The following is a 25,488-nucleotide window of genomic DNA, read 5'->3' on the forward strand; positions in this document are numbered from 1 at the left end:
CTGCTTATTATTTGCTGCAAAATTAAGTTTTATTCTGCAATGTTTTCGTTCCAGATTTCTTTGCCTAAAAAGCGGTTTCCGAATATCGAAGTACCAATACGAACCATATTTGAACCTTCGGCAATAGCAAGTTCCAAATCCTGTGACATTCCCATAGAAAGTTTTAAATCGGATAAACCTTCAATTCCTTCCGAATAAATTTCATCCCGAATAGTTTTTAAGAGTCTTAAGGAGGGAATCATTTTTTCTTTCTCCACATCCAATAAGCCAATTGTCATTAAACCTTTAATATTGAAGGTTTCGTAAGTTTTTATTTTTTTGATGAAAGATAAAACGTCTTCTGGCGGTAATCCGAATTTACTTTCTTCATAAGATGTATTCACTTGTACAAAAACATCTAATTTTCTGTTTTGGTTTTGAAGCTGTTTATGAAGTTCGTCAGCCAGATTTATTCGATCCAAAGATTGAATGCAAGTCGCATATTTTAGTACATCTTTTAACTTATTGGTTTGAAGATGTCCAATAAAATGGCGTTCTACGGGAAGATTTTGCAAAATATCATTTTTATCCCGCAACTCCTGCATTTTATTTTCTCCCATTAAAGTTTCTCCAGCTTCAATAGCAATTCGGATTTTCTCTGCTGGAACCGTTTTGGTTGCCAATAAAAGCTGAACTTCATCAGGATTTCTGCCAGCAATTCTACAAGCGTTTTCGATGCGCTGATGTACTTTAATCAAATTAAAAATAATGTCGTTTTTCATATTGCAAAGCTATGTCTAAAACATAAAATTGTACTGGACCAGTATATTTCAAAAAATGAAAAAACTGGATGATTTTAAACTTTTAAAGCCAATATAAATTTGCATCATTAAACAATAAAACTTAGTCCCTTAGCGGCTTAGTAACTTAGAAACTAAAAAGAAATGAAAATAGCAGTTTGGGATACTTATGTAACCCGCAAAGACGGAAAAATTATGCACTTTGATATTTTGGTTGATGAAAATATTAATGATGCTGAACAAGTATATGAATATGGTAAAAAGTACTTGAAAAGTGTAGCACAAGAAGGACAGGCTTTGTCAGCAAAAGAATGCCGTTTTTGCCACATTGATAAAGCGCCGATTGAAGTAGAAAATCAGATTCGGGAAAATGGGTTTTCTATTATTGAAATGGAAAACTGTAATTAGCTTGTTGTAAGTTAATTGAACGCGGATAAAACAGATTCGCTATCGCGAAAACGCAGATTCGCGCAGGTTTTTAAAATCAGTTTTTTTCCGCGTCTTTGCGATAGCAAATCCGTAAAATCTGCGTCTAATTTTAGTTACTTATAGTAATTTAGCAAGTGCTTTAATTCCTTCCTCCATTTGTTTTTCTGAAAGAGAAGCATAACCCAAACGAAAACCCTTAATGGTTTCATCAAAACTAAATCGATCTGGGCTCATAATTTGGATGCCTTGTATTTTTAGCTTTTCAAAAATTTCAAGAACATTAATATCTTCTTTTGGAACAATCCAAAAAGCAAGTCCGCCTTCGGGTTTTGTAAAAGTGATTTTATCTTGAAGATATTGATTTAGCAAACTTTCAAAATAATCCCTTTTGCTTTTGTAAACCAAATTGGCTTTTTTAAGATGACGTTTTATTTTGCCTTCATTGATGAGGTTTAAAATTGCTTCTTCCATAATATTGTCGCCTTGTACATCGATGATTTTTCTATGGTTTCCAATTTTCTGAATGTTTTCCCTAGAACTGGCTAAGTATCCAATACGAAGTGCAGGAGCAACAATTTTGCTGAAAGTGCCAATATAAATATAGTTTTTCAAAGCTGCATAACTGGAAATTGGAAGTATCGGGCGCTGGCCAAAATGAAACTCATTATCGTAATCATCTTCAATAATTGTAAAATTGTATTGATTAGAAAGTTCAATCAGTTTTAATCTCTTTTTTAAAGACAAAGTTACCGTGGTCGGAAATTGATGATGAGGTGTTACATAAATGGCTTTTATATTTTTATGCTGCAGATATTTTTCAACCTGATCAATATCCAATCCGTCCGAATCTACATTTACAGGAAGTAATATTGCGCCAGCATTTTCAAAAGTTTCCCATGCGGGTTTATAACCTGGATTTTCAACCAAAACAAAATCACCAGATTTTAAAATACAATGCGAAGCGAGATACATAGCCATCTGACTTCCGCGCGTGATACAGATTTGATCCTGCGAAATACTCATGCCTCGTTTAAAATTCAGCATTTGAGCAATCGATTTTCTAAATTCCAAATTCCCCAATTCACTGCTGTAACCCATAATCTGCCAGCGCGATTTTCGACTGAAGAGTTCGCGGTATGCTCTTGCTAGATCATTCATGGGAGCCAATCGGCTGTCTGGGAGGCCGTCATCAAAAACTAGAAAGCTTTTAGGTTCTTCAGTTTTAATCTCGGAATCTTTTTTATTTTCTGATGAATGATTGATGCTGGGAAGTGAATCGGTTACAAATGTACCCTTTCTATCAATCGTAATAAGCCAACCTTCGGCAATCAAAACATCCAAGGCTTCCACAACCGTATTTCGATTCACTTTTAATAATTGGGCAAGCTGTCTGCTTCCAGGAAGTGCATTCCCACTTACTAATTTTCCAGTTTTTATGGCCTCAATAATAGCATCGGCAATTTGAAGGTAAATTGTCTTCTCTGATTTTTTATCGAGCTGAATTTCTAATGGCCAAGGTCGAAGCATCTGGACTGTTTGTTTTTAATGAATTTGTTTTATAAAATAGTCCAAATATAATTTTTTTGATGGATGTGGACTATTATTTACATTGAAAAAAATCTTATTTTGTTGTTTTTTAGTCTTTTAGGACCACTTTGCTGAAAGTTAGAGTTTTAGTTTTGCAGCATTAAACAAATGATTATTAATGCTTTAAAATTGAAAAGATAGATTAATGAAAATAGCAAACTTATTGTTCCTGTTTACCATGTGTTTCTGGGGAAATTCCAAACCAAGTGAAAGAAATTTTATAGACGATTCTGAAGAAGAACGTTTTAATCAGCAGATTGAAAATGTCAAAAAAATGAGCGCTTCTGGTGCTTATAATTCTAAAATTGCATTTTTTATCGATATGAAAATTAAATCGGGTAAAAATAGATTCTTTGTTTATGATCTAGTAAACAATACAGTAATTGACGAAGGTTTAGTTGCAAACGGTTCTGGTTCTGAAACCTGTATAAAAGGAGAACTGAAATTTAGCAATGAACCCAATTCGAATTGCACATCACTTGGACGCTACATTGTTGGAAAATCGTATAGAGGTATCTTTGGTAAAGCATATGTTTTAAAAGGATTGGATCCAACGAATAATAATGCTATTAAAAGAATGATTGTATTGCATTCGTATTCAGCGGTTCCAGAAGGTGAGCAGGATCATTATATTGCTCTTAGCCACGGCTGTCCCATGGTAAGTGAAACATTTTTTAAAAGACTTGAAAAAATAATTGATACTTCGAAGTCAAATATTCTCTTGAATATTTATTATTAATTAGAAAGAATTATTTTTTGAGGGAAACTAGATTTGAACGCAGATAAAGCAGATTCGCTATCGCGAAAACGTAGGTTAACACAGATTTTTTTAAATCAGTTTTTTTTTCCGCGTCTTCGCGATAGCGAATCTGTTTTTATCCGTGTCTAATTTTGTGTTTCTTTTTTATTTAGGAAATTTTGAGTTAAAAAAGAAAGTGTAAAAAAAACAATTTTAGATTTAAAGAAATTGGCTACGTCATTTTTTTGAAATTTAATAAAAATACAATTTTAACGTAACAGCGATTTAAATCTGATATTTTAAAAAATTCATTTTATTTTAATCACGAATATTGCTTAAGCTTAAAAAATAAAGCAGTTTGGTAGTTAGAATTGAAAAATATACAAAGTTATGTCGACTATGTAATTAAGGTTTAATGCAAAGATAAAAAGGTGTTGTCGAGAACAAATTAGGATTATTAACGGAATTTATTAAGTTTGTTGCGAATTATTCAATCTTCATAAACTGCCATCATTGCCAAATTCCATCTTAAATCAGGATCAGATTTTAATCGATCGTCTTCGCGACGGCGATGAATCGGCATTGACAGAATTGTACAATAAATTTTGGCAGGCACTTTTTATGTCGGCTTACAATGTAATTAAAGACAAAGAATTGTGCGAAGATATCATTCAGGATATTTTTATGAATATCTGGCACAATCGCGAGAAAATCGAAATTCATATTTCGCTAAAAGGGTATATGTATGCTTGCGCGAGATATCAGGTTTTTAATCATTTGAGAAAAAATAAAGACAAAGTTCATGTCGAACTTTTTGATGATTTAGAAAAACGTTTCTTATCTACAACTCCAGAAACACAATTAATGCACAACGAATTGGTGCAACAGCTGAATTTAATTATCGAATCGCTTCCAGAAAAATGCCAAGCTGTTTATAAGCTGAGTCGTGAAGAACAGCTGAGTCATAAAGAAATTGCCGAACGACTTAATATTTCTACAAAAACAGTCGAAAACCATATTACAAAAGCATTGAATACGATTCGATCTTCTATGGGCGAAAGCATGAGTATGGCGATGATTTTATGGCTTTCAAAAAATATCTTTTAGCAAAATTAAAAATGAAGTGGTTGGGTTGATGATGTATGGTTTTTCTTCTTTTTTAATTCTTTTTCAAAAAAAATCAAAAAAAATGCAATTTGGACTAGGGGGTATATTCCTTTTTGGTTACTTATCTCATATACTCCCGAAATAATACAATAAAAAATGAAAAAAGAGGATTTCTTACTGTTACTAAATAGATATCTTTCCGGTGATACCAATCTCGAGGAGAATAATAAATTATTGAATTATTACGAAAGTTTCCAAACCGATAAAGATTGGGATGAAACTTTAGGTTCTAAAGAAGAGCTAGAGTTTAGAATGAGAACTCGTCTTCAAAACGCCATTCAATCTGAAGAATCTAAAGTAATACCAATTCAACCATTCTATACCAAAACAGCTTTTAAACTAACTGCAATGGCGGCGTCATTGTTGTTGCTGATTTCAATTTCACTAATAGTAAGCAAAACAAATCCGCTTAAAATTGAAACTCCGCAAGTGGCACACAAAGAAATCTTAATCGGAAGCGATAAAGCCACTCTGACTCTTGAAGACGGTTCTGTAATTGCTTTAGAAAAAGGAAAATCATATACCAAAGGAAATGCTTCTAGTAATGGAGAAAAATTGGTTTACAATTCGAATGGAAAATCTGTGGCAATTGCCAATAACCTTTTAACAATTCCAAGAGGTGGGCAGTTTTTTGTGCAGCTGGCGGATAGCACCAAAGTGTGGCTGAATTCTGAATCGCAATTAAGATATCCTGTTGCTTTTGTTGATGGACAAACCAGACAAGTAGAATTGGTTTATGGAGAGGCTTATTTTGAAGTATCGCCAAGTACCAAACATAAAGGTTCAAGATTTAAAGTTAAAACCCAAGAACAGAATGTTGAGGTTATTGGAACCGAATTTAATATTAAGGCGTACAGAGACGAACCAGCAATTTATACCACTTTGGTAGAAGGAGTTGTTGCTGTAAGCAATGCTGCTAAAAAGCAAATTCTGACTCCTAGCCAGCAGTCTAAAATAACGGAGTATAACGGAAATATCAGTGTTTCTGAAGTCGATGTTTATAATGAAATTTCTTGGAGAAAAGGCTTATTTGTATTCAAAGGAATGCCTTTAAAAGATATTGCGAGAGTATTGTCAAGATGGTATGATGTTGATATTGTATTTGCAGATCCAGCACTTGGCAACGTTAAGTTTAATGGAGTTTTAAACAAGAATCAGAAATTAGAAGACATATTAACCACGATCAAGAATATTAATTTTATTAATGCCTATGAGAAAAAAGACAATAAGATTATAATCAAATAAAAAAGAAAAGGGATTAAAGTTTAGACCTCTCACCGTACTGCGCTTTATCCCTTTCTGTGTATCAACCAGTAAGTCAGTTTTATTAACCAACCAACCAATTAACATGTAAATTTATGAAATTTAAATTAACCAGTGCCTATTTCTATTTTAGAAAGCGGCTAATTATTAACATTATGAGAACTTTTATCTTCTTGTTTTGTACTACAATTTTTGGTTTTTCTCCCGTAAATCTATTTTCACAAAACACGAAAGTTGTAATTACAGCTGATAAAACAGTATCTGTTGACGAAGTTTTTGACATCATTAAAAAACAGACCAACTATACTTTTATTTATCAGGAAGATTTATTTAAAAATTTACCTAAAGTACATTTAAAAAAGGGAAAAATTAAAGTAAATGATTTATTGGAAGCCAGTTTCTCTGATAAAGATTTTGACTTTAGTTTTTCTGCTGGAAATACGATTATTGTAAAAGAACGAAAAGCTGAGAAAGTAGTTGTTCAGTCTAAATTAATAGAAATTAAAGGAACGGTTACGAACGATAAAGGAGAGCCTATTCCTGGGGTTAATATCAAGGTAAAAGGTACAGGAGCTGCTGCTCAAACCGATTTTGATGGTAAATATACCATCATGGCTCCAAACGACGGGCAGATTTTATTTACTTATATAGGACATCGCGCGCAAATTGTTGATGTTAATAACAGAAAAGTAATTAATGTAAAACTTCAGGAAGAGCGAAAAGAACTTGAAGGAGTTGTTGTAAATACGGGAGTTACAGTTCGAAAAAAAGAATTGATAACTGGCGCAGTAACTATTTTTAAGGGAGAAGAATTAAGACAGATTTCTACGCAAAATGCGGTACAAGCTTTAAAATCATTAGATCCGTCTTTCATTGTTGTTAATAATAATATTGCAGGTTCAAACCCAAATATTCTGCCAACAATAGAGGTGAGAGGGCAGACAAGTTTAACAGCCAATCAGGTTGACAGCCAATTTAGAGATGATCCAAATCAGCCTTTGTTTATTTTGGATGGATTTCCAACTACTTTACAACAGGTTGTCGATTTAGATATTAATAGAATTGCCAGCATCACTTTATTAAAAGATGCGGCTTCGACTGCGTTGTACGGTTCTCGATCTGCAAATGGTGTTGTAGTTATCGAAACCAATAAACCTCTTCCAGGAAAACTGCAGTTTAATTATGTGTACAATTCGTCGTATGAATTGGCCGATTTGAGTGTTTATCATTTAATGAATGCCGCGCAAAAATTAGAATTCGAAAGGCTTTCAGGAGCATTTATTGTTAAGGATGGAAGTGCTGAAACAACACCATTAACTTGGGATAAAGAATATAATAGACGTCTTGCAGCAGTGCGTAGCGGTGTAAATACATATTGGTTAAACGAGCCGATTCAGATGGGAATTACTTCTGGTCACAGTTTAAATTTTGGTGGAGGCTCTGATGAGTTTAGATTTAATATTGCTGGAAATTACAAAACGCTTACCGGTACAATGAAAGGTTCTGAGCACGATACTTGGGGCTACAACACGACTTTAACTTACAGAAAAAATAAATTAAGTCTTAACAACCAGTTTTTTGTTTCTGGAGGAACTAATCAGGAATCTCCATATGGTTCATTTGAAATTTGGGCAAAAGCAAGTCCGTATTATCCAAAATATAACGAAAACGGAGTTATTACACGTTATATGGATGGAAGTTCATTGCCTTTAACGAGTTTGCAAACTATTGTAAACCATCCTGCAAATCCGCTTTACAATGTATTTTTAGGAAGTTTTGATAAAGGAAAAGATTTTAATTTTACCAATAATTTTGCGATCAATTACGATATAAACCCGCATATTAAAGCAACAGGAGCTTTGTCTGTTTCTAGATTGGATAACCACAATACAGTTTTTGTTTCTCCAGACGATACACGTTTTGTAAATAATATTGCAACAGAAAAAGGATCGTATAGCAGTTACGAAGCTATTACAGATAAGTGGAATGCAAATCTTGGCGCAACTTATTCTAATGTTTTCAAAAGTGTTCACTCTTTCAACTATACCATAAGAGCTCAGGCTTTAGAGACAAAAAACAATTCGTATAAAACATCTTTAAGAGGATTTCCTCTTGGTGTTGGTGGAAATCCAGCATTTGCTTTTGGATATGAACCAAATGGAAAACCAGTTGTTTTTACCGAATTGATAAGAAGCGTCGATTTAACCAATCAGATTAACTATGCCTACGACCGCAGATTTTTATTCGATTTTACTCAGACCATTTCTGGAGCGACAAACTTCGGAACAAATAAAAAATATTCGCCTTATTGGGGAGTTGGTTTTGGGTGGAACTTGAACAATGAGTTTAAAATGAACCAAGATATTGTCAATATTTTTAAAATACGTGCCAATATTGGTCAGACTGGAAATCAAAACTTAGTAGGTTTTGCTTCCTATGATGTATATGCTTATAACCCAAATACAAACGTTTTTGGTGCAGGATTAGCAGTTTCTCAAATTGCAAATCCAAATTTGGAAGCACAAAGAACAAAAGATTTGTCTTTAGGATTAGATCTGGCTATGTTTAGAAACAAATTTACGATGACTCTGGGAGCTTACAAGCGTAAAACGTCTCCACAGATTGTTGCTATCGACCTTGCGGCTTCTACAGGACTTAACGGTTATCCTTTAAATGTTGGGTATTTAACTACTCAAGGATTAGAACTAAAAATGAACTACAATTTCATCTACGATTTGAGTCGAAATTTTGTTTGGGGAATTGGCTTAATGGGAACTACTGGAGACAATGAATTAGGAGGTTTCGGTAACGCATTATCTTCTCTAAACTCTGAAGCGCAAAAAACAACCAGCTTAACGAGATATTATGACGGAGCAAGTAGCAACGATCTTTGGGCTGTACCTTCATTAGGAATTGATCCTGCAACGGGTAAAGAAGTTTTCTTAAAGAAAAATGGCCAGACTACTTTTGATTTAGATAAAAAAGATGAAGTTGTAATGGGGAATTCTAGAGAAACGGCTACGGGAGTAGTTTCTACAAACTTAAACTATAAAGGATTTAGTTTTGGATTATTTGTACGCTACAGTTTTGGTGCAGAAAGATTTAACTCTGCCTTGTATAACAAAGTAGAGAATATTTCGCGAGACAATATTTTTGATAATCAAGATGTGCGAGCTTTCACAGACCGTTGGACAACTCCAGGTCAAATGGCACAATTTAAAGCAATTGGTTTAACCAATAATACGCCAATTTCATCGCGTTTTATTCAAAAAGACGATTATATCTCTGGAGAATCTATTCGTTTAGGCTACCGTGTTACAGATAGAGCTTGGTTAAAAAGAGCAGGTTTAACCGCATTAGGATTTAATGCTTTGGCAAACGAATTCTTCCGAGTTTCAACAATTAAAGCAGAACGTGGTATTGATTATCCTTTCTCAAGAATATATTCTTTGAGTCTTAATTTATCATTTTAATAAAGAGATTATGAACAAGTATTTATATAAAATTGCCTTTCTTTTGCTTGCATCTTTTATTGTGGTAAGCTGCAGTGATTTTTTGGATGTTGTGCCACAAGATAAAATTTTAGAAGATCAGGCTTACAGCTCAGAAGCTGGTGTGCAGAATATACATAACGGACTTTATCTTCAATTGTCTGTAAACAACCTTTACGGCAGACAGCTAACTATGGATGCAGTGGAGATTTTAGGCCAGCAGTATAATATGTCTGGATCGCATGTTAAAAACAAAATATCGACGTATTCGTATGAAGAAACACTTTCTAAAAATACTTTTGCTGGAATTTGGCAAAGCGCTTTTACAACTGTTTTGTCTGCAAATAAGTTTTTAGAGAGTATTGAGGAACATCCTGAAGTTATTTCAGCCGAAAAAAAAGCTATTTTAAAAGGAGAAGCAATCGCTATTCGTGCAATGATACATTTTGACATGTTAAGAATGTACGGGCCAATTTACAAAGTAGCGCCAGCAAATCCATCAATACCTTATTATGATGCTGCCGTAACTGTAAATAAACCGCTTTTGCCAGCTCAAGAGGTTATTGCCAAAATCATAGCCGATTTAGATGCTGCCATTGTACTTTTAGCAAAAGATCCCATATTGACTACAGGAAAATATACGGGTTCTACAGAATTTGATTCTAATCCGTATTATTCTGTAAATCGCGGACAAAGAATGAATATTTTGGCTGTAAAATGTTTAAAAGCCAGAGTCCTTTTATATGCTGGAGATAAAACTGGAGCTTACGCTGTGGCAACTGAAGTTATAAATTTCGTAAAAGGACAGCCTGTTATTACTTGGACACCATTCTTAGAAGCTACTAATACTTCTAATCCAGATCGTATTTTTTCTTCAGAAAACTTCTTTGCTCTTAGCGATCAGACTTTATACTTAAAACAAAAAGCACTTTTTGATTCAAGTTTAGATGATTTTAATATTTATGCTCCAATGTTGAGCAGAATAAATGCTGTTTTTGAATCTAATGATAATGATTATAGAAGTTTGCCAAGCTGGAAAATCCCAATTTCGGGGGGAAAAACCCAGAAGACATTTTTTAAATATGAAGATGTAACAGACAAAACGAAACTTTTCCGTTTTCAGATTCCAATGTTTAAACTTTCAGAACTGTATCTTATTGCGGCAGAAACAGCACCAGTTCCAGCAGATGGTATTGCTTTTTTAAATACACTTCGATTTAATCGAGGTCTGACCAATTTAGCAGCTACTGCAGTGTTAGCTACAGAAATTACAAAAGAGTATAGAAAAGAATTTATTGGCGAAGGACAATTATTTTTTTACTACAAAAGAATCAATTCTACTGCAATTCCAAATGGTTCTGCATCTTCAGGAAATGTAAGCATGAATGCAGTTAAATACGTGGTGCCGTTGCCAGATAGTGAAGTTAATTTTCAAAACTAAAAAAGTAATCATGAAAAAAATATTGATTTTAAGTATCACTTTTCTATCGCTGTTAGGATTGACATCATGTGATAAAGAAGAAATTGAAGTTTACTCAGATACAGATAACATTTATTTCTCGCGTGCTATATTTCCAGAATATAATAACGGACCTCTTATAGACAGTACTGGGTTTAGTTTTGGTTTGGATAAAATAACCATTACAGAAAGAATTTATCCTCTTGCGATACGTGTGCAAGGAAAAGTAAGCAATGTAGATCGTGCTGTTAAACTTACAGTCGACCCAACAAGTACAGCCGTTTTAGGAACTCATTTTATATTGCCAGAAAATATTGTAATGCACGCAGGGAAAGAATTAGACACTGTTTTTATCAAAGTGCTTAGAACCCCTGATATGAAAGATAAAGATCTGACAATGGTATTAAATCTGGAAGAAAATGAATTTTTCACCACCAACATGCAATCTAAGGTAACGAATGTTCTTACTGGGAAAACTAGAAGCTATATTCGTTTTAAATTGTCATTTAATGACAAATTATCAACACCAATTGGATGGCAGGCTGTATTTGGTGTATTTACCGCAAAAAAATTCTTTTTAATGTGCGAGCTTATGAATCTTGAACCAGAAATGTTCAATCAGACTCCTGGCTCACCAGGGCTCTCAATTCCTGAAACGCTCTATTATGCAAGTTTTATGAAACGTTATCTCGCCGATCAGAAAGCCAATGGCAATACTATTTATGAGGAAGACGGAAAAGAAATGTTATTTCCATAAAAACCATTCTTTAATTTAAAAATATAAAGTGATGTTTAAAAATATAAAAATGCAGGTAGCTGTACTAGCACTTCTCTTATTAACTTATGGTTGTGTAAGCGATGAAGGAAATTACGATTATAACAAGATAAATGAGTTTAACGTAACAGGAATTGAAAAAGAATATACCGTTTACACGGGAGATTATTTTAAGATTACTCCAGAACTAAATCCGACTCTAGATGATGGAGCAGATTCTGATCGTTATGAATATAAATGGGTTGCATTAAATCCTGGAAAATTGGCCATCGAAGCTAGAACGACTATTGCTACAACTAAAAACTTGGATGGTATTTTAAAATTACCGCCAGCTAAATATGAGTTATATTATTTTATTAAGGATAAAGTAACCGGAATCAATTGGCAGCAACCTGTAATTACTTTAAATGTTGTTTCTTCTATTTATGAAGGATGGCTGGTTGTAGGAGATGCAGACGGAAAAGCTCGACTAGATATGGTTTCTATAATTCCAGGAATTCCGGAGCCGCGTATAATTAATGATGTGTTAGATGCCGCTGGGTCTGCATTGAAATTAAAAGGAAAAGCTGTAGATGTAGAAACTTTTAGCGGGCCTTTACCAGGAAGTATTATTTATGGAATCTATGTAACAGCGTCAGAATCTGGAACAGCAAGATTAGAACCCGATTCTTTTGAATGGAATCAGACCATGAATATTGCATACGAAACTGTTGGAGGAAATTTTCCAACAAATTTTGCAGTAGATTTTATGAAATGCCCTATTGGATCAGAAAATTTACTGTATAAAGATGGCGATATTTATTATTATAATAGAGCACTGCAAATTAGATATGGATTGCCGCAAAATAAAGTAGATCTCGAAACTAAAACTTTCTATGCAGCTCCTTTTATCGCAGAAGGTTCGTCAGCAGGAACTCCTGTCTTTTTTGATGTCGAAAAACATCGTTTTCTGCGTTATAGTACTTCGAAAGGAATTTGTTCGGCAATGCCTCCGGTTACCCCTTCTGCAACAGTTTTAGATTGGAATAATACGAACTGTGAACTGATTTATATGACCACATCAAATTTCAATTTGAACGAAAGTTTTGCGGTATTAAAGAATATGTCAACAGGTAAATTCTATTTGCTTCGTTTTAGTTCAAGTACTGTACAAACGTATTATAAAGAGATGCTGAATGCGCCCGATTTAGATAAAGCTACAAAATTTGCAGTAAGTCCAGATGCTGGATATTTATTTTATACTGTTGGAAACAAAGTGTATGAGTACGACAGCGGCACACAATCTGCAAAATTAATGTTAGATAAAGGCAATGAAGAAATTACCTATCTAGGTTTTAGCAAGAGAGGGGTAAAAGTAACTAGTAAATTAATTTTAGGTTCTTACAGCACAACAGGAAAATTAGAATTGTACACCGTGCCGCCTGTAAACGGAAATTTAATTTTGGAAAACAGTTATTCAGGATTATGCAAAATTGTTGATGTTGCATATCGCGTGAGATAATTATAAAACCTAAAAATAAAACCGAATGAAGAATAAATCTCATTCTTCATTCGGTTTCTAAAAACCACATTTTATGAATCGATTTATTAAAATCGCAAGCGCAGTTTTGCTGCTTGCCTGTCCATCTATTGCCTTAAAAGCACAAGCGCAATCCACTCAAGAAAGTTGGGAACAAGCCAAAAAACAAGCGCAAACAGAGAAAAAATTAATCTTTGTCGATTTGTATTTTACAGGCTGTATGCCATGCGCACAAATGGACAAAGAAGTATTTCCAGATCCAAAAGTTGCTTCAGTTTTAAATGCTGATTTTGTCACTTTCAAATCAGATATTTTAAAAGAAGAGATCGGTAAAAAGCTATGCATGAAATATGGCGTTACTGGGTTTCCGACTTTTTTATTGATGAATTCTGACGGAAAAATAATTGACATTGAATCAGGATTTAAAAATGTAGAAGAGTTTACCGCTTTGCTTCAAAGCGCGAAAGACTTAGCTAAAAAAGGAATTTTCAAAAAGTATAGTACAGAAATTCAGGAAAAAGATTATCCTGATTTTTACAAAGTAGCTTATTTGAACGGGAAAAGAAATGTTTCTTTTGAAACTGCCGATGCATATTTAAAAGCACAACCTTCATTAACTGCAGAAGTTCCTTTTGTGATGATAAGCGGTTTAAGAATTGGGCGCCAATATGATGATTTTTATTTAAAAAATGCAAAGCAGCTTTTTAAAGATTATGGTTCTGCAAGTGTTTCAAATCACGTATTTACAATTTTACAGCGCAAGAAAAAAGAGTTTGAAAAAACGAATGATTTAGCTTCTTTCAAAAAACTTATAGAAGAAATGAAACCTTTTTATACTGCAGAAGAATACACCAAATATGAAGGTATTTTATTGAAGGATTTTGGAGCAGAAAAAGTTGTAGTGAAACCAAATGCAGCACAAAAGTAATTCGAAATGAAAAAGATACTATTCTTTTTAATGCTGATTTTTGGCTGTACAATTCATGCTCAAAATAACATTCAGAAATCTATTAAAACTTTCGAAAAAGCTTTTCAGAACAAAAATTATAATGAAATTAAAGATCTTCTGGCGCCTCAGTTTACTGTTGGCGTTGGAGATTCTTCTTCAAACGAATTTTATCTGAATGGTATTTTTAAAGCATTTCCAGCTTTAGATTCTATTCAGATTGGAAAATCTGTGGCGATTAAAAATGAAACTTTTGTTTTGGTAGATTTCTGTTTTAATGGAAAAGAAAAAAAGCCGTCTCAAATTGTTTTCAACTCAGAAAATAAAATGCTGTACGTGACTTTTTTTGATTCTTTATACAGAGTTGACAGACACGCGCAAGTAAAAGAAGTAGCAAGCATTCCGTTTGAAATTATTGAAAACGGAATCGCCATTAAAATAAAACTGAACAAAGCTGATCGTGAGTTTTTAATGCTCTTTGATACGGGTGCCGACGGAATGGCGCTCAATCCAGACAGCGCTTACAAAGCTGGCGTTGTCGTTACCAAAAGCAAATCGGCTTCTGTAGTTGGCGGAAGTCAGCAAGTGCAGTATTCGGCAGACAATACCATTTATATTGGTGATCAGGTTCTGAAAAATCAAGGTTTGGTTATTTTTCCGAAACATGGTGTTTACGACGGATTGTTTGGTGCAAACCTGCTTCGCAATTTTATCACTTCTGTCAATTTTGATACGATGACGATTGACTTGTACAATTTCGGAAATTTTACGTATTGGGGAAAAGTAAAACCATTAGTTTTCGATTATAAATCGGGACTTCCGGTAGTAAAAATGAATTTGACTTTTGAAGATAAAAAAACAGTAGAAGGCAGTTTCACTTTTGATACCGGAGCAGGTTACGATTTAATTGCTTATGGACCTTTCAACCATAAAAATAATCTCGAAGCAAGTTTAAAAACCGAATATACGTCTGTGAATTATAGTTTAGGAAAACAGACCAAAATTGTAGGAGGAGCCATTCCAAATATTGCCATAAACGGAAACAATTTTCCGAACGTAACAATTGCCTTGCAGGAATATGACGAAGCCAATAAAAACTGGGCTTTTGCCGATGGATCTCTCGGAATTGACTTAATCAGACGATTCAATTTTACAATCAATTTATTGGATAAAACCGTTTATCTCGAACCGAATAAAAGTTTCAAAAAAGCGTCTTCTATCTATTTGAGCGGACTTATTTTAGATTTTGACGAAAACCAAAATCTTATTGTAAAAAGAATTATCGATCAGGAAAATGAAGATTTGAAGAAAGTCAAAATTGGCGCAAAAGTCACACAAATCAATGATTTTGAAGCCAAAGATTTATTGAATGCTGAAAATCTTAAAAAGCTGAAAGAAACTAAAGAAAGCAAAGATTTAATTATCGAACAAGGAGATCAATCCATGAGAATTTCAATTTAAAACTATCAACCAAAAAACAAAGAAACAATGAAAAAACACATTTTTTATTTCATTTTAACCTTCATCATGGTTCAAATGAGTTTTGCTGCAAATCTTTCAGAATATGCAGTAATTAGAGGAACAATTTCAATTCCAGATTTCAAAGCAAAAGAAGTTACACTTTACAATGTTGAAGATGGAAAGCCAGCCGTTGCGGCTACCGCAAAAGTCAATTCGCTGGGGGAATTCGGCTTTATGACACCAGTTTCAGCTGCTGGCTTTTATTATGTAGATTACGGTCAATTTAAAAGCAGAAACCAATTAATTCGTTTATATCTAGAACCTAAATTAGATCTTAATCTGGTTGTCAATAAAGAAAATTATGTTTTAAGCGGAAAGAACATCGGACAAAATGCTTTGGTGCAAAAAGCAAATGAAATTTACAACGATTTTGCGCCTTTCGCTAGATTAGGAGGCAATGTAACTTATGTAGAATTTTACCCTTTCATTGATAAAGGAATTGCCAAAGCAGATGAATTTTCAAAATCGATTAAAACAAAAGATGCCAGTTTCAATAAATTATTAAAATTGGCTGTTGCAACAGATGTTGAAGAGTTGACTTATACTTTTTTCAGAATGCCAAGAACTGCATTTCCAGACAAAGACGATCGTCCAGCAGTGATCAAAACTTGGATGATAGATAAGAAGTTTACAGATCCAGATTTGTTAAAATTAGCAAACGGAGTTTCTTTAATGACCAATTATTTTTTCTATGTAACCATTAATGGTGGTGAGAAACCAAAACGTTTAGATTTAACAGAATCAATTACTCATATTACAGATCCAGCTTTAAAAGATGTTTACCTTCGTGAAGAAGTTGCCACTTCAAGAATGAAAATTGAAGAATACGAAAAAATTGCGCCAAGCATTAAACCTTTCATGGTTTCTGATGCGAGCAAAGCATTTTTAGTAGAATATGAAAAAGTATTGCATAAGAATGTCGGGCAGAAAGGTTTAGATTTTACATACAATGACATTAACAATAAACCAGTATCGTTTTCAGATTTTAAAGGTAAATTTGTGTACATCGATTTATGGGCAACTTGGTGCGGACCTTGTAAAGCTGAGATTCCTCACATGAAAAAAATCGAAGAAGACTATCACGGAAAAAATATTGTTTTTGTAAGCCTTTCGTTAGATAAACCAAAGGATGCACAAAAATGGAAAGATTATGTTACCAAAGAACAGTTAAAAGGAATTCAGCTAATGGCTGATAAAGATTTTAGTTCTGATGTAGCTAAGAATTATGATGTAAATGCAATTCCGAGATTTTTATTGTTTGATCCAAAAGGAAACATTATCAATGCAGATGCACTTCGTCCGTCAAATCCAGAGTTGAGAGAGCAGCTGGATAAATTATTGAAGAGCTAAATAAGCACCTAATAATATTTTAACACATAGAATCATAGATCAAAAAAATGGAGAAAGATATTTTTATAATCAAGATTTTCCACATAGTCACTATGTTTTTTAAGATTAAGTGAAACACCTTTTATAGGTTACTATCGCGATAGCTATCGGGAATGTTTCTATGTGTTTAAAAATATTTAAAACATCAAACAAAAAACAAATGAAAAAAATATCTATAGTTCTTCTGCTTATGACAGGTTTTATAAACTTGTCGCAAGCGCAAAACTTTAAAGCAACAGATCCGATTGCAGTCAACCAAAAAATAAAAAAGGGATTGCTGTCAAACGGAATGACGTATTATATTTATCCGACAGATGTCAATAAAAATACGGCGAGTTATTATATCATTCAAAACGTTGGTTCGATTTTAGAAAACGATCAGCAGAAAGGTCTGGCGCATTTCCTGGAACACATGGCGTTTAACGGAACGAAAAATTTTGAAGGAAAAGGAATCCTGAATACGCTTCAAAAACAAGGTGCTGTTTTCGGAAGAAATATCAACGCGTACACAAGTACAGATGAAACCGTTTACAACCTAGACAATATCCCGTCAAAAGATGGTGGAGTAATTGATACTTGTTTGCTGGTTTTGCACGACTGGTCTAATTTCTTATCGCTTACGAACGAAGAAATCGATGCCGAACGTGGTGTAATTACCGAAGAATGGCGTACAAGACAAAACGCAAGAGCAAGAATTTACAATCAGTTGGCGCCGTATTATTATAACAATTCGCTTTATGCAGACCGCATGCCAATTGGTGATATGGATATTGTAAAGAATTTTAAATATCAAGTTTTAAAAGATTTTTATAAAGATTGGTATCGTCCAGATTTGCAGGCAATCGCAATTGTAGGAGATATTAACGCAGACGAAATCGAAGCAAAAATCAAGAAACTTTTTGCAGATATTCCAACTCCAGTAAATCCTAAAAAGCGTTTTGAAATCGCGATTCCAGAAAGAACAGAACCAACTTTTAAACTGGCTTTAGATAAAGAAATTTCGGCTTCAAACATTAGTTATATGATTCGTCATACAGCTGAAAAATCAACAAATACCTATGCCGAATTAGAAAAATCTACTCAAAGAAGTCTTGCTTTTTCTATTCTAAATAATCGTTTGACAGAAATGGCGCAGAAACAAGAATGCCCGTTTAAAAGTGCTTCAATTGGATACCAAAACTATACTCGTTTAAATGATATCTGGATTTTGAATGTTTCTCCAAAACCAGAAAAACAAGCCGAAGCTTTTGCAATGGTCATGAATGAATGGGTTCGTGCGTACAAATTTGGTTTTTCTAAAGGAGAAATTGATAGAGCGGTTACAGAAAACATTTCGGGTTACGAAAATTATTTAGAAAAGCTAAATGAGATTTCGCATAAAGATGTTATTGGAATGGTGAAAGATGATTATCTAAATCACGAAGTTATTGCCGATCCTAAAGCTGAATTTGAAATGGTAAAAAGCATTTTGAAAAATGTGGACACTAAAATTCTTCAAGAGCAAATCAGTACATTGTATACGGCACAAAATCGTGTTGTAGCGGTTACAGGTGTAGAAAACGAGAATAACTTAACTCAGGAAAAAGCTTTTGATATTATTCAGAAAGCCGAAAACGATGCTTCGTTACAACCTTATGTGGATACTTTTGAAGGAAAAACACTTTTAGGAAATCTGAAAATCAATTCAGGAAAAATTGTTTCAGAGAAAAAAGAAGCGGCAATTGATGCTACTACTTTTGTATTGAGCAATGGCGTAAAAGTGCATTATAAATTTGCCGATAAAAACAAGAAGCAAGTAGATCTGAAAGGTGAAAGTTTAGGAGGATCTTCTTTGTATGAATCTCAAGATTTACCATCAGTTAGTCGCGCAAGCGAATTAGCTCTAATGTCTGGAGTTGGTGAGCTGTCAAATGTTGATTTGACAAAAGTTTTAAAGGGAAAAATTGCGGGTTCTTCTGTAGATGTAGGCTCTTTGAAAGAGACCGTTACGGCATGGGCAAATGTAAAAGATATCGAAACAATGATGCAATTGGTTCATTTGCGTTTTGTGCAGCCAAGATTTGATAATCAGATGTATGCGCTTATGAAGCAAAGATTAGAAAATTCGCTTAAAAACAGGGCAAATGATATCAATGCAAAAATGGGAGACAGTTTAATGGATGTGGTTTACGGGAAAAACAATCCAAGAATTCTGCCATTGAATCAAAAATTTATCGACGATTTATCTTTTGATAAAATGAAAGCTTTCTATTTGGATCGTTTTGCAGATGTTTCAAATTTTGAATTTTATATTGTTGGAGATGTTACTCCAGAAGTTTTAAAACCTTTGTTAGAAAAATATATTGCGAGTATAAACGGAATTAAACGCAAAGAAAAGTTTAAAACAGACATTCCGAAATGGACATCAAATAAAATTGATAGAGATGTTTTCATCAAAATGGAAACACCAAAAAGTTCTGTTCGAATTTCCTTTTTAAAAGATCTTGCTTTTTCTCAAAAAAACAGAATCTTGGTTTCGTATTTAAGTGATGTGCTGACTTTACGTTATACTGAAAGTCTTCGCGAAAAAGAAGGCGGAACTTATGGTGCACAAGTAAGAGGAACTATGGATAAACTTCCGATTTCAAAAGCAAATCTTCAGATTAATTTTGATTGCGATGCCGACAAAGTAGAACATTTACTACCAATTGTGTATCAGGAAATTGATAAAATCAAGAAGGGAGAAATCGCTGCTGAAGACATTGAGAAAACAAGAACAAACTATTTGAAATCGAGAGAAGACAGCAAAAACTTCAACAGTTATAGCATGAACTTGATTTATAATTATTTTGAGAACGATTACAATATGAATGATCCTGCAACTTATGTTGATATTGTAAAAAGCATCACAGCAAAAGACATTCAGGAATTTGCTAATTCATTTTTGAACAAAGCAGATTCTTATGAAGTAGTTTTCAAACCATTAAAATAATCTGACCCCTTTATTTATTAGAGTTTAATTTGTATTTCCCTATCAAATAGTTATTTTGAATTAGTAAGCAATTTAGTTTGTATAGCGGATTACTTAGAGGGTTGTTTTTTGCTATTCAACCCTCTTTCTAAAGATTTTTACCCATGAAAAAGAATATTTTTTTACTGGGCTTTTTCCTGCTGTTTTCCATATTCGTAAAGGCTCAGATATACAATCCCATAAAATGGAAAACCAGTGTCGAGAAAATTTCTGATACTGAATACGAATTGCAGGCAAAAGCCATTATAGAATCGGGCTGGCATTTGTACAGTCAGGAAGTTGCAGACGGAGGACCGATTCCAACTCATTTTAATTTTATAAAAAGCGCAGATTTTCAGTTAACGGACGCTGTAAAAGAAGAAAAAGGAAAAACGGTTAACGATCCTGTCTTTAAAATGCAGATTAAGTTTTTTGAAAAAGAAACGACTTTTAGACAACGCGTTAAAATACTTTCATCAAAACCTTTCAAGATCAAGACTGAAGTTGAATTTATGGTTTGTAATGACGAAAATTGTTTGCCACCAAGTTCAGACGAATTGGAGTTTGCCGTTAGCCCTTCCGCGAAAGCGAAAACTTTAATAGAAGCTGCTGTCAAGGAAGAAACAAAAACAGCAGTAATAGATTCTTCGGTTACCGAAATAAAAGAAAAAACAGAAGAAATTGTTCCTTTAGAAATTGTAAAAACGCCTCAAAAAGAAATCCAAAAAAGAGAACCTAAAACCGAATTTAGAAGTTTATGGACGATTTTTCTATTGTCATTTTTCTCTGGATTTGCAGCATTGCTAACGCCTTGTGTTTTTCCGATGATTCCGATGACGGTGAGTTTCTTTACCAAACAAAGTAAAACCAAATCGCAAGGAATAAGAAAAGCCGTTTTTTACGGGATCGCCATTATTGCCATTTATATCTTTTTGGGTGCTGTTGTAACTTGGATTTTTGGAGCAGATTCGCTTAATGCACTTTCTACAAACGTTTGGTTTAATCTGATCTTCTTTGTGCTTTTAATGATTTTTGCGTTTTCATTTTTGGGTGCTTTCGAAATCATGCTTCCAAATGCATGGGCAAACAAAGTCGATTCGCAAGCCGATAGAGGTGGAATTGTCGGAATATTATTTATGGCTTTGGCTCTTGCAATTGTGTCTTTTTCTTGTACAGGACCAATTGTAGGCACTTTATTGGTCGAAGCCGCTTCTCGCGGAGGAATCGCACCTTTTGTCGGAATGTTTGGTTTCTCTCTAGCTTTGGCTTTGCCATTTACTTTATTTGCCGCTTTTCCGGGCTGGCTGAATTCGCTTCCAAAGTCGGGAGGTTGGTTAAATTCTGTAAAAGTATTTTTAGGATTTTTAGAAATGGCTTTAGCCTTCAAATTCCTTTCTAATGCCGATTTGGTTTTGCAATTGCATTGGCTGGAAAGAGAAACTTTTCTAGCAATTTGGATTGCCATTTTCGGAACACTGGCTTTTTATTTATTCGGAAAAATTCAGTTGCCACATGATAGTCCAGTTTCAAATATAAGCGTTGGAAGACTTGGATTGGGGGTTTTGGTTTTAGCTTTCACCATTTATCTAATTCCAGGTATTTGGGGAGCGCCACTTAAAATGATTAGTGGTTTTCCGCCTCCAATGCATTACAGCGAAATTCCGAATGGTTTGAATAATGCTTCTTCGGGCGAAATAACGCAAAATCTTCCAGAAGGAGCAGAGCTTGGACCGCATAATATTATGGCTTTTACCGATTATGATTTAGGTATGAAATATGCCAAAAAAATAGGAAAACCGGTTATGATAGACTTTACAGGTCACGCATGTGTAAACTGTCGAAAAATGGAAGATAATGTTTGGTCTGACGAAAAGGTTCAGAAAATCTTAAAAGGCGATTTGGTTTTAATTTCACTTTATGTAGATGACAAAAGAGAACTGAATGCGCATGAGCAGATTACTTCAAAATTAACGGGAAAAAAATTAAAATATATTGGTCAGAAATGGAGCGAATTCCAAACGCTGACGTACAAAACTAACGCACAGCCATTTTATGTTTTAGTAGATCATAACGGAGAAACGCTCAACGAAACCTCTGCTTATAATCCGGATATTGAAGAATATTTGAACTGGCTTAAAAAAGGCGTTTCTAATTTTGAGAAAAGCTAAAGTTCAGGGTTAGTACTTTATTTATAATTATGTTGTTAATCAAAAAGGGAATAGTTTTTTAGCTATTCCCTTTTTTGTCCTAAGAATATTAAGAAATTACTGTGTCTAGCAGAACACAAGTTTTTTGCACTCCCGATAGCTATCGGGATAAATTGATTTTCACAGATTCTTTTGAGTTTCCTGACAAAAAAATAATCATTTTAATCCTTAAAATCTGTGGCGAATAAAATCAATCGCTTTGTATATAATTTTTTAATTCGTGGCAATTCGTGAGATTCGTGGCAAAAAAATATTAAGAAAGCACTGTGTCTGGCAGAACATTAACTTTTTGTGTAAAATTTAAAGTCAGCTGATCCAAATGCCCAAAGAAAAAAGTATCTAAAACCTGCTGGAATACAGGATGCGCGTTTTCTACCTGAACAAATAAGCTCATAGAAGAATGCAGTTTTTTGGCGCCTAAATCTCCTAAAATTCCCTCTGCCGATTTTTTGTTTAAAGTCAGTAAAAGCTTCGAAATCTCAATTAAATGTTTCGACAAAATCGGATGATTTAAGAATTCTGTAGCTTCTTTTAAATCGGCAACAGCATAATAATCAGAAATAGTGCTTTTTCCTAAACCTTTAATTTGAGGAAAAATAAACCACATCCAGTGCGTTTCTTTTTTGCCTTTTTTAATTTCAGAAAGAGCAGTCAAATACAATTTGTTTTGTGCGTCTAAAAATCGCGTCAAATCATTCTTAGCGTAGATCATGTTTTGATTCTGTATTAAATCGTTTATATATGGAGTTTCTTTAATAGGTAACACGGTTGTACTGCTTTAATATTCTTTGTCAAAATTTCGAACATCAAAGGTAAAACACCCATTTTAGTAGAAGTTATAGAATTGTAGTTGGTCGTTACATAATTCCGATAGCGGTGTAAGAATGCCTTGTTAATATAATTTTAAAGTTTTGAAGCGTTTTAAATTCTAATGTTATTTTAATGTTCTAAAAAAAAATAGGCTCTAACTTGCGCCCTCATAAAAATTACAGTAAACGCCTTAAATCATTGATATTTTGATTCAAAAACGATGTGATTTAATTAAACTTTCGGCCTTTTAGAATTATGTTGAACAAAATTAAAAATAGCTTTTTATGTAAATGCCTTCAGGCGTTACTTGTCGGCTATTTTCTAATTAGCAGTTTAAACATTTCTAATAGCGTTGGAAGAATCTTAAGCGATAATGCTGAAACTTATACTGTAAAAGGGATTACTTGCAACTTCTTAAAAAAGATCTTTAAATGCGACGGAATTCCAGAAGAATTGGACGATTACAAAACAAAAGATACTAAAACAGCCAAATTAGCAAAAGGAATTCCTTTAATGGAATATCTGGTTTCAGCAGAATCGCTGATGCCTAATTTTTATTTTTTAATAGAAGTTGAAGGTAAAAAATATATTGATAATACAATCTTCTCGTTTGGTTTTCATGGTAAAATAGATATACCGCCTCCTCGATTTAATTCATAAATACTTGTTTTTTAGGGGTTACGATAAAAATCTTAATCCATTACTGCGGTTTTTGCCGTATATTTATTCTATGTAATAATCTTGTATTTATACTTAAATTCATGACACCACTCAAACGATTTTACAACTTATTGCAGCTAGATAAGCGCGATGTTTATCAAATTATCTTCTATGCTGCGTTTGCAGGGATAGTAAATCTTTCTCTGCCTTTGGGAATTCAGGCCATTATTAATTTTATTCAAAGCGGACAGCTAAGCGTTTCATGGATCGTTCTCGTGATTCTGGTTACGATTGGTGTTGGTTTTGGAGGAGTGCTGAACATTTTACAGCTGCGTATTGTAGAAAATCTGCAGCAGCGAATTTTTGTTCGTTCCTCGTTTGAATTTGCCTACAGATTGCCCTTAATTAAATTTAAAGAAATGTACTCAGAGTACGCTCCAGAAAAAGCAAATCGCTTTTTTGATACTTTGATGGTCCAGAAAGGAACGGCAAAACTGCTGCTGGATTTCTGTACCGCATTCCTGCAGGTAGGTTTGGGAATTATTCTTTTGGTTCTTTACCATTCTTTCTTTATGGTGATCGGACTTCTTTTTATTGTCATTTTATATGTCATTTTTAAATTTTCGTACAAAGACGGTTTAGAAACCAGTTTAAACGAATCGAAATTTAAATATAAAGTTGCAGCATGGCTTCAGGAAATTGCGCGAAATAGAGAAAGCTTCCGTAGAAAAGGAGCTTTTGAATATGCTTTGGACAGAAATGACGGCTATGTAACCAGCTATGTAAATTACCGCGAAAAACACTTTCAGGTAATGAAGAAACAATATATTCAGCTGACTATTTTTAAAGTAATTGTTACTGCTGCCTTATTATCGATCGGTGGTTTTCTGGTAATTCACCACCAAATGAACATAGGGCAGTTCGTAGCAGCTGAAATTGTAATTGTACTATTGATCAACTCGGTAGAAAAAATTATCTTCGGATTGGAATCTTTTTATGATGTACTAACTTCTGTTGAAAAAATTGGTCAAGTGACCGATATGGAAACTTCATGTATTCCTCAGACTTCAGGCAAAACAGAAAACGGAATCAATATTGAAACCGAAAGCATCAATTACCATTATCCAGAACACAATAAAAAATCGCTTAAGAATATTAATTTGAAAATTTCTCAAGGCGAAAAAATTATTCTTACCGGAACAAATGGTGCAGGAAAAAGTACTTTGCTTCGACTTCTTTCGGGGGTTTTGGAGCCAGTAAGCGGTGCCATGTATGTTACCGATAATTATATGAATCGCCTTAACGAAGACACATACAGAGCTCAGGCAGGAACTTTTTTGCAGGGCGACACACTTTTTGCAGGAACAATTCGCGAGAATATTGTTTTTGGAAATGAAGAACTAAATAGTGATGATTTAAAATGGGCTTTAGATAATGTTGGACTGACACCATACATTAAAACTTTCGAAAACGGATTGGAGAATCAAATCCATCCCGGAGGTCGTGAACTTTCTGCTTCTGATGTTCAAAAAATTCTTTTGGCCAGAAGTATTGTGGGTAAACCAAATATCTTATTCTTGGAAGATCCGGTTGATAAAATGGACGAAATAACGTCGAGTAAAATTATTGATTTTTTACTTTCTGAAGAAAACGACTGGACTGTTATTGTAACTTCTAAAAATGATATTTGGAAAAGCAAATGCAGTCGTATGATTACGATTGATGACGGAAAAATTATTAACGACATAAAGCTTTAAT

18 protein-coding genes are annotated in these 25,488 nt (G+C 33.8%); 15 read left to right on the plus strand and 3 right to left on the minus strand.

All coding sequences use genetic code 11. The annotated features are described in order from the left end of the window. Positions 1-29: 29 nt before the first annotated feature. Positions 30-761 carry a YggS family pyridoxal phosphate-dependent enzyme gene (locus AAYQ05_RS04665; protein WP_343541465.1) on the minus strand — a complete coding sequence of 244 codons (732 nt, stop codon included), beginning with the start codon at positions 759-761 and terminating at the stop codon, positions 30-32. Positions 762-923: 162 nt separating this feature from the next. On the opposite strand from AAYQ05_RS04665, the gene AAYQ05_RS04670 reads away from it, so the two are divergent. Further along, positions 924-1,187, plus strand: coding sequence for a DUF2024 family protein (locus AAYQ05_RS04670; protein ID WP_343541466.1), 264 nt, complete (start codon positions 924-926; stop codon positions 1,185-1,187). Between the two features lie 138 nt (positions 1,188-1,325). Here the strand turns inward: AAYQ05_RS04670 and pdxR are convergent, their stop codons facing one another. Further along, positions 1,326-2,735 (minus strand): MocR-like pyridoxine biosynthesis transcription factor PdxR, encoded by a 1,410-nt coding sequence (pdxR, locus tag AAYQ05_RS04675; RefSeq protein WP_343541467.1) that lies wholly within the window; start codon positions 2,733-2,735, stop codon positions 1,326-1,328. Between the two features lie 205 nt (positions 2,736-2,940). Here pdxR and AAYQ05_RS04680 point away from each other — a divergent pair, with 205 nt between their 5' ends. The 12 genes from AAYQ05_RS04680 (at position 2,941) to AAYQ05_RS04735 (ending at position 22,221) form a co-directional block, all read left to right on the plus strand. Next, on the plus strand, positions 2,941-3,534 hold the full coding sequence (locus AAYQ05_RS04680) for a murein L,D-transpeptidase catalytic domain-containing protein (protein ID WP_343541468.1): 594 nt from the start codon (positions 2,941-2,943) through the stop codon (positions 3,532-3,534). A 513-nt stretch (positions 3,535-4,047) separates the two neighbouring features. Continuing rightward, entirely contained in the window at positions 4,048-4,641 is a 594-nt protein-coding gene (locus AAYQ05_RS04685) for an RNA polymerase sigma factor (protein ID WP_343541470.1), read from the plus strand. Positions 4,642-4,797: 156 nt separating this feature from the next. Further along, the gene (locus tag AAYQ05_RS04690) at positions 4,798-5,946 is read left to right on the plus strand and encodes a FecR family protein (RefSeq protein WP_343541472.1); all 1,149 of its coding nucleotides are present in this window, start codon (positions 4,798-4,800) and stop codon (positions 5,944-5,946) included. A gap of 173 nt (positions 5,947-6,119) precedes the next feature. After that, positions 6,120-9,437 carry a SusC/RagA family TonB-linked outer membrane protein gene (locus AAYQ05_RS04695; RefSeq protein ID WP_343541474.1) on the plus strand — a complete coding sequence of 1,106 codons (3,318 nt, stop codon included), beginning with the start codon at positions 6,120-6,122 and terminating at the stop codon, positions 9,435-9,437. Between the two features lie 10 nt (positions 9,438-9,447). Further along, the gene (locus AAYQ05_RS04700) at positions 9,448-10,896 is read left to right on the plus strand and encodes a RagB/SusD family nutrient uptake outer membrane protein (RefSeq protein WP_343541476.1); all 1,449 of its coding nucleotides are present in this window, start codon (positions 9,448-9,450) and stop codon (positions 10,894-10,896) included. A gap of 10 nt (positions 10,897-10,906) precedes the next feature. Then, entirely contained in the window at positions 10,907-11,671 is a 765-nt protein-coding gene (locus AAYQ05_RS04705) for a DUF4843 domain-containing protein (RefSeq protein ID WP_343541477.1), read from the plus strand. Positions 11,672-11,720: 49 nt separating this feature from the next. Next, positions 11,721-13,190 (plus strand): PKD-like family lipoprotein, encoded by a 1,470-nt coding sequence (locus AAYQ05_RS04710; RefSeq protein WP_343541478.1) that lies wholly within the window; start codon positions 11,721-11,723, stop codon positions 13,188-13,190. 73 nt (positions 13,191-13,263) lie between these two features. Continuing rightward, a complete protein-coding gene (locus AAYQ05_RS04715; RefSeq protein ID WP_343541479.1) occupies positions 13,264-14,136 on the plus strand; it encodes a thioredoxin family protein in 873 nt (290 codons plus the stop codon). Between the two features lie 6 nt (positions 14,137-14,142). Next, on the plus strand, positions 14,143-15,615 hold the full coding sequence (locus tag AAYQ05_RS04720) for a retropepsin-like aspartic protease (protein ID WP_343541480.1): 1,473 nt from the start codon (positions 14,143-14,145) through the stop codon (positions 15,613-15,615). Between the two features lie 27 nt (positions 15,616-15,642). Next, a complete protein-coding gene (locus tag AAYQ05_RS04725) occupies positions 15,643-17,025 on the plus strand; it encodes a TlpA family protein disulfide reductase (RefSeq protein ID WP_343541481.1) in 1,383 nt (460 codons plus the stop codon). Between the two features lie 199 nt (positions 17,026-17,224). After that, positions 17,225-20,035, plus strand: a complete 2,811-nt coding sequence (locus tag AAYQ05_RS04730) for a M16 family metallopeptidase (protein ID WP_343541482.1) — start codon at positions 17,225-17,227, stop codon at positions 20,033-20,035. Positions 20,036-20,178: 143 nt separating this feature from the next. Next, positions 20,179-22,221, plus strand: a complete 2,043-nt coding sequence (locus tag AAYQ05_RS04735) for a protein-disulfide reductase DsbD family protein (protein WP_343541483.1) — start codon at positions 20,179-20,181, stop codon at positions 22,219-22,221. Positions 22,222-22,513: 292 nt separating this feature from the next. On the opposite strand, the gene AAYQ05_RS04740 is transcribed toward AAYQ05_RS04735, so the two are convergent. After that, the gene (locus tag AAYQ05_RS04740) at positions 22,514-22,972 is read right to left on the minus strand and encodes a DUF1810 domain-containing protein (RefSeq protein WP_343541485.1); all 459 of its coding nucleotides are present in this window, start codon (positions 22,970-22,972) and stop codon (positions 22,514-22,516) included. Between the two features lie 353 nt (positions 22,973-23,325). On the opposite strand from AAYQ05_RS04740, the gene AAYQ05_RS04745 reads away from it, so the two are divergent. Both AAYQ05_RS04745 and AAYQ05_RS04750 read left to right on the plus strand, forming a co-directional pair. Further along, entirely contained in the window at positions 23,326-23,730 is a 405-nt protein-coding gene (locus AAYQ05_RS04745) for a hypothetical protein (RefSeq protein ID WP_343541487.1), read from the plus strand. Between the two features lie 101 nt (positions 23,731-23,831). After that, complete coding sequence (locus AAYQ05_RS04750; RefSeq protein ID WP_343541488.1) at positions 23,832-25,487, plus strand: peptidase domain-containing ABC transporter; 1,656 nt, start codon at positions 23,832-23,834, stop codon at positions 25,485-25,487. Position 25,488: the final 1 nt, after the last annotated feature.

Source organism: Flavobacterium movens (assembly GCF_039581425.1).
Classification (GTDB): Bacteria; Bacteroidota; Bacteroidia; order Flavobacteriales; family Flavobacteriaceae; genus Flavobacterium; species Flavobacterium luteolum.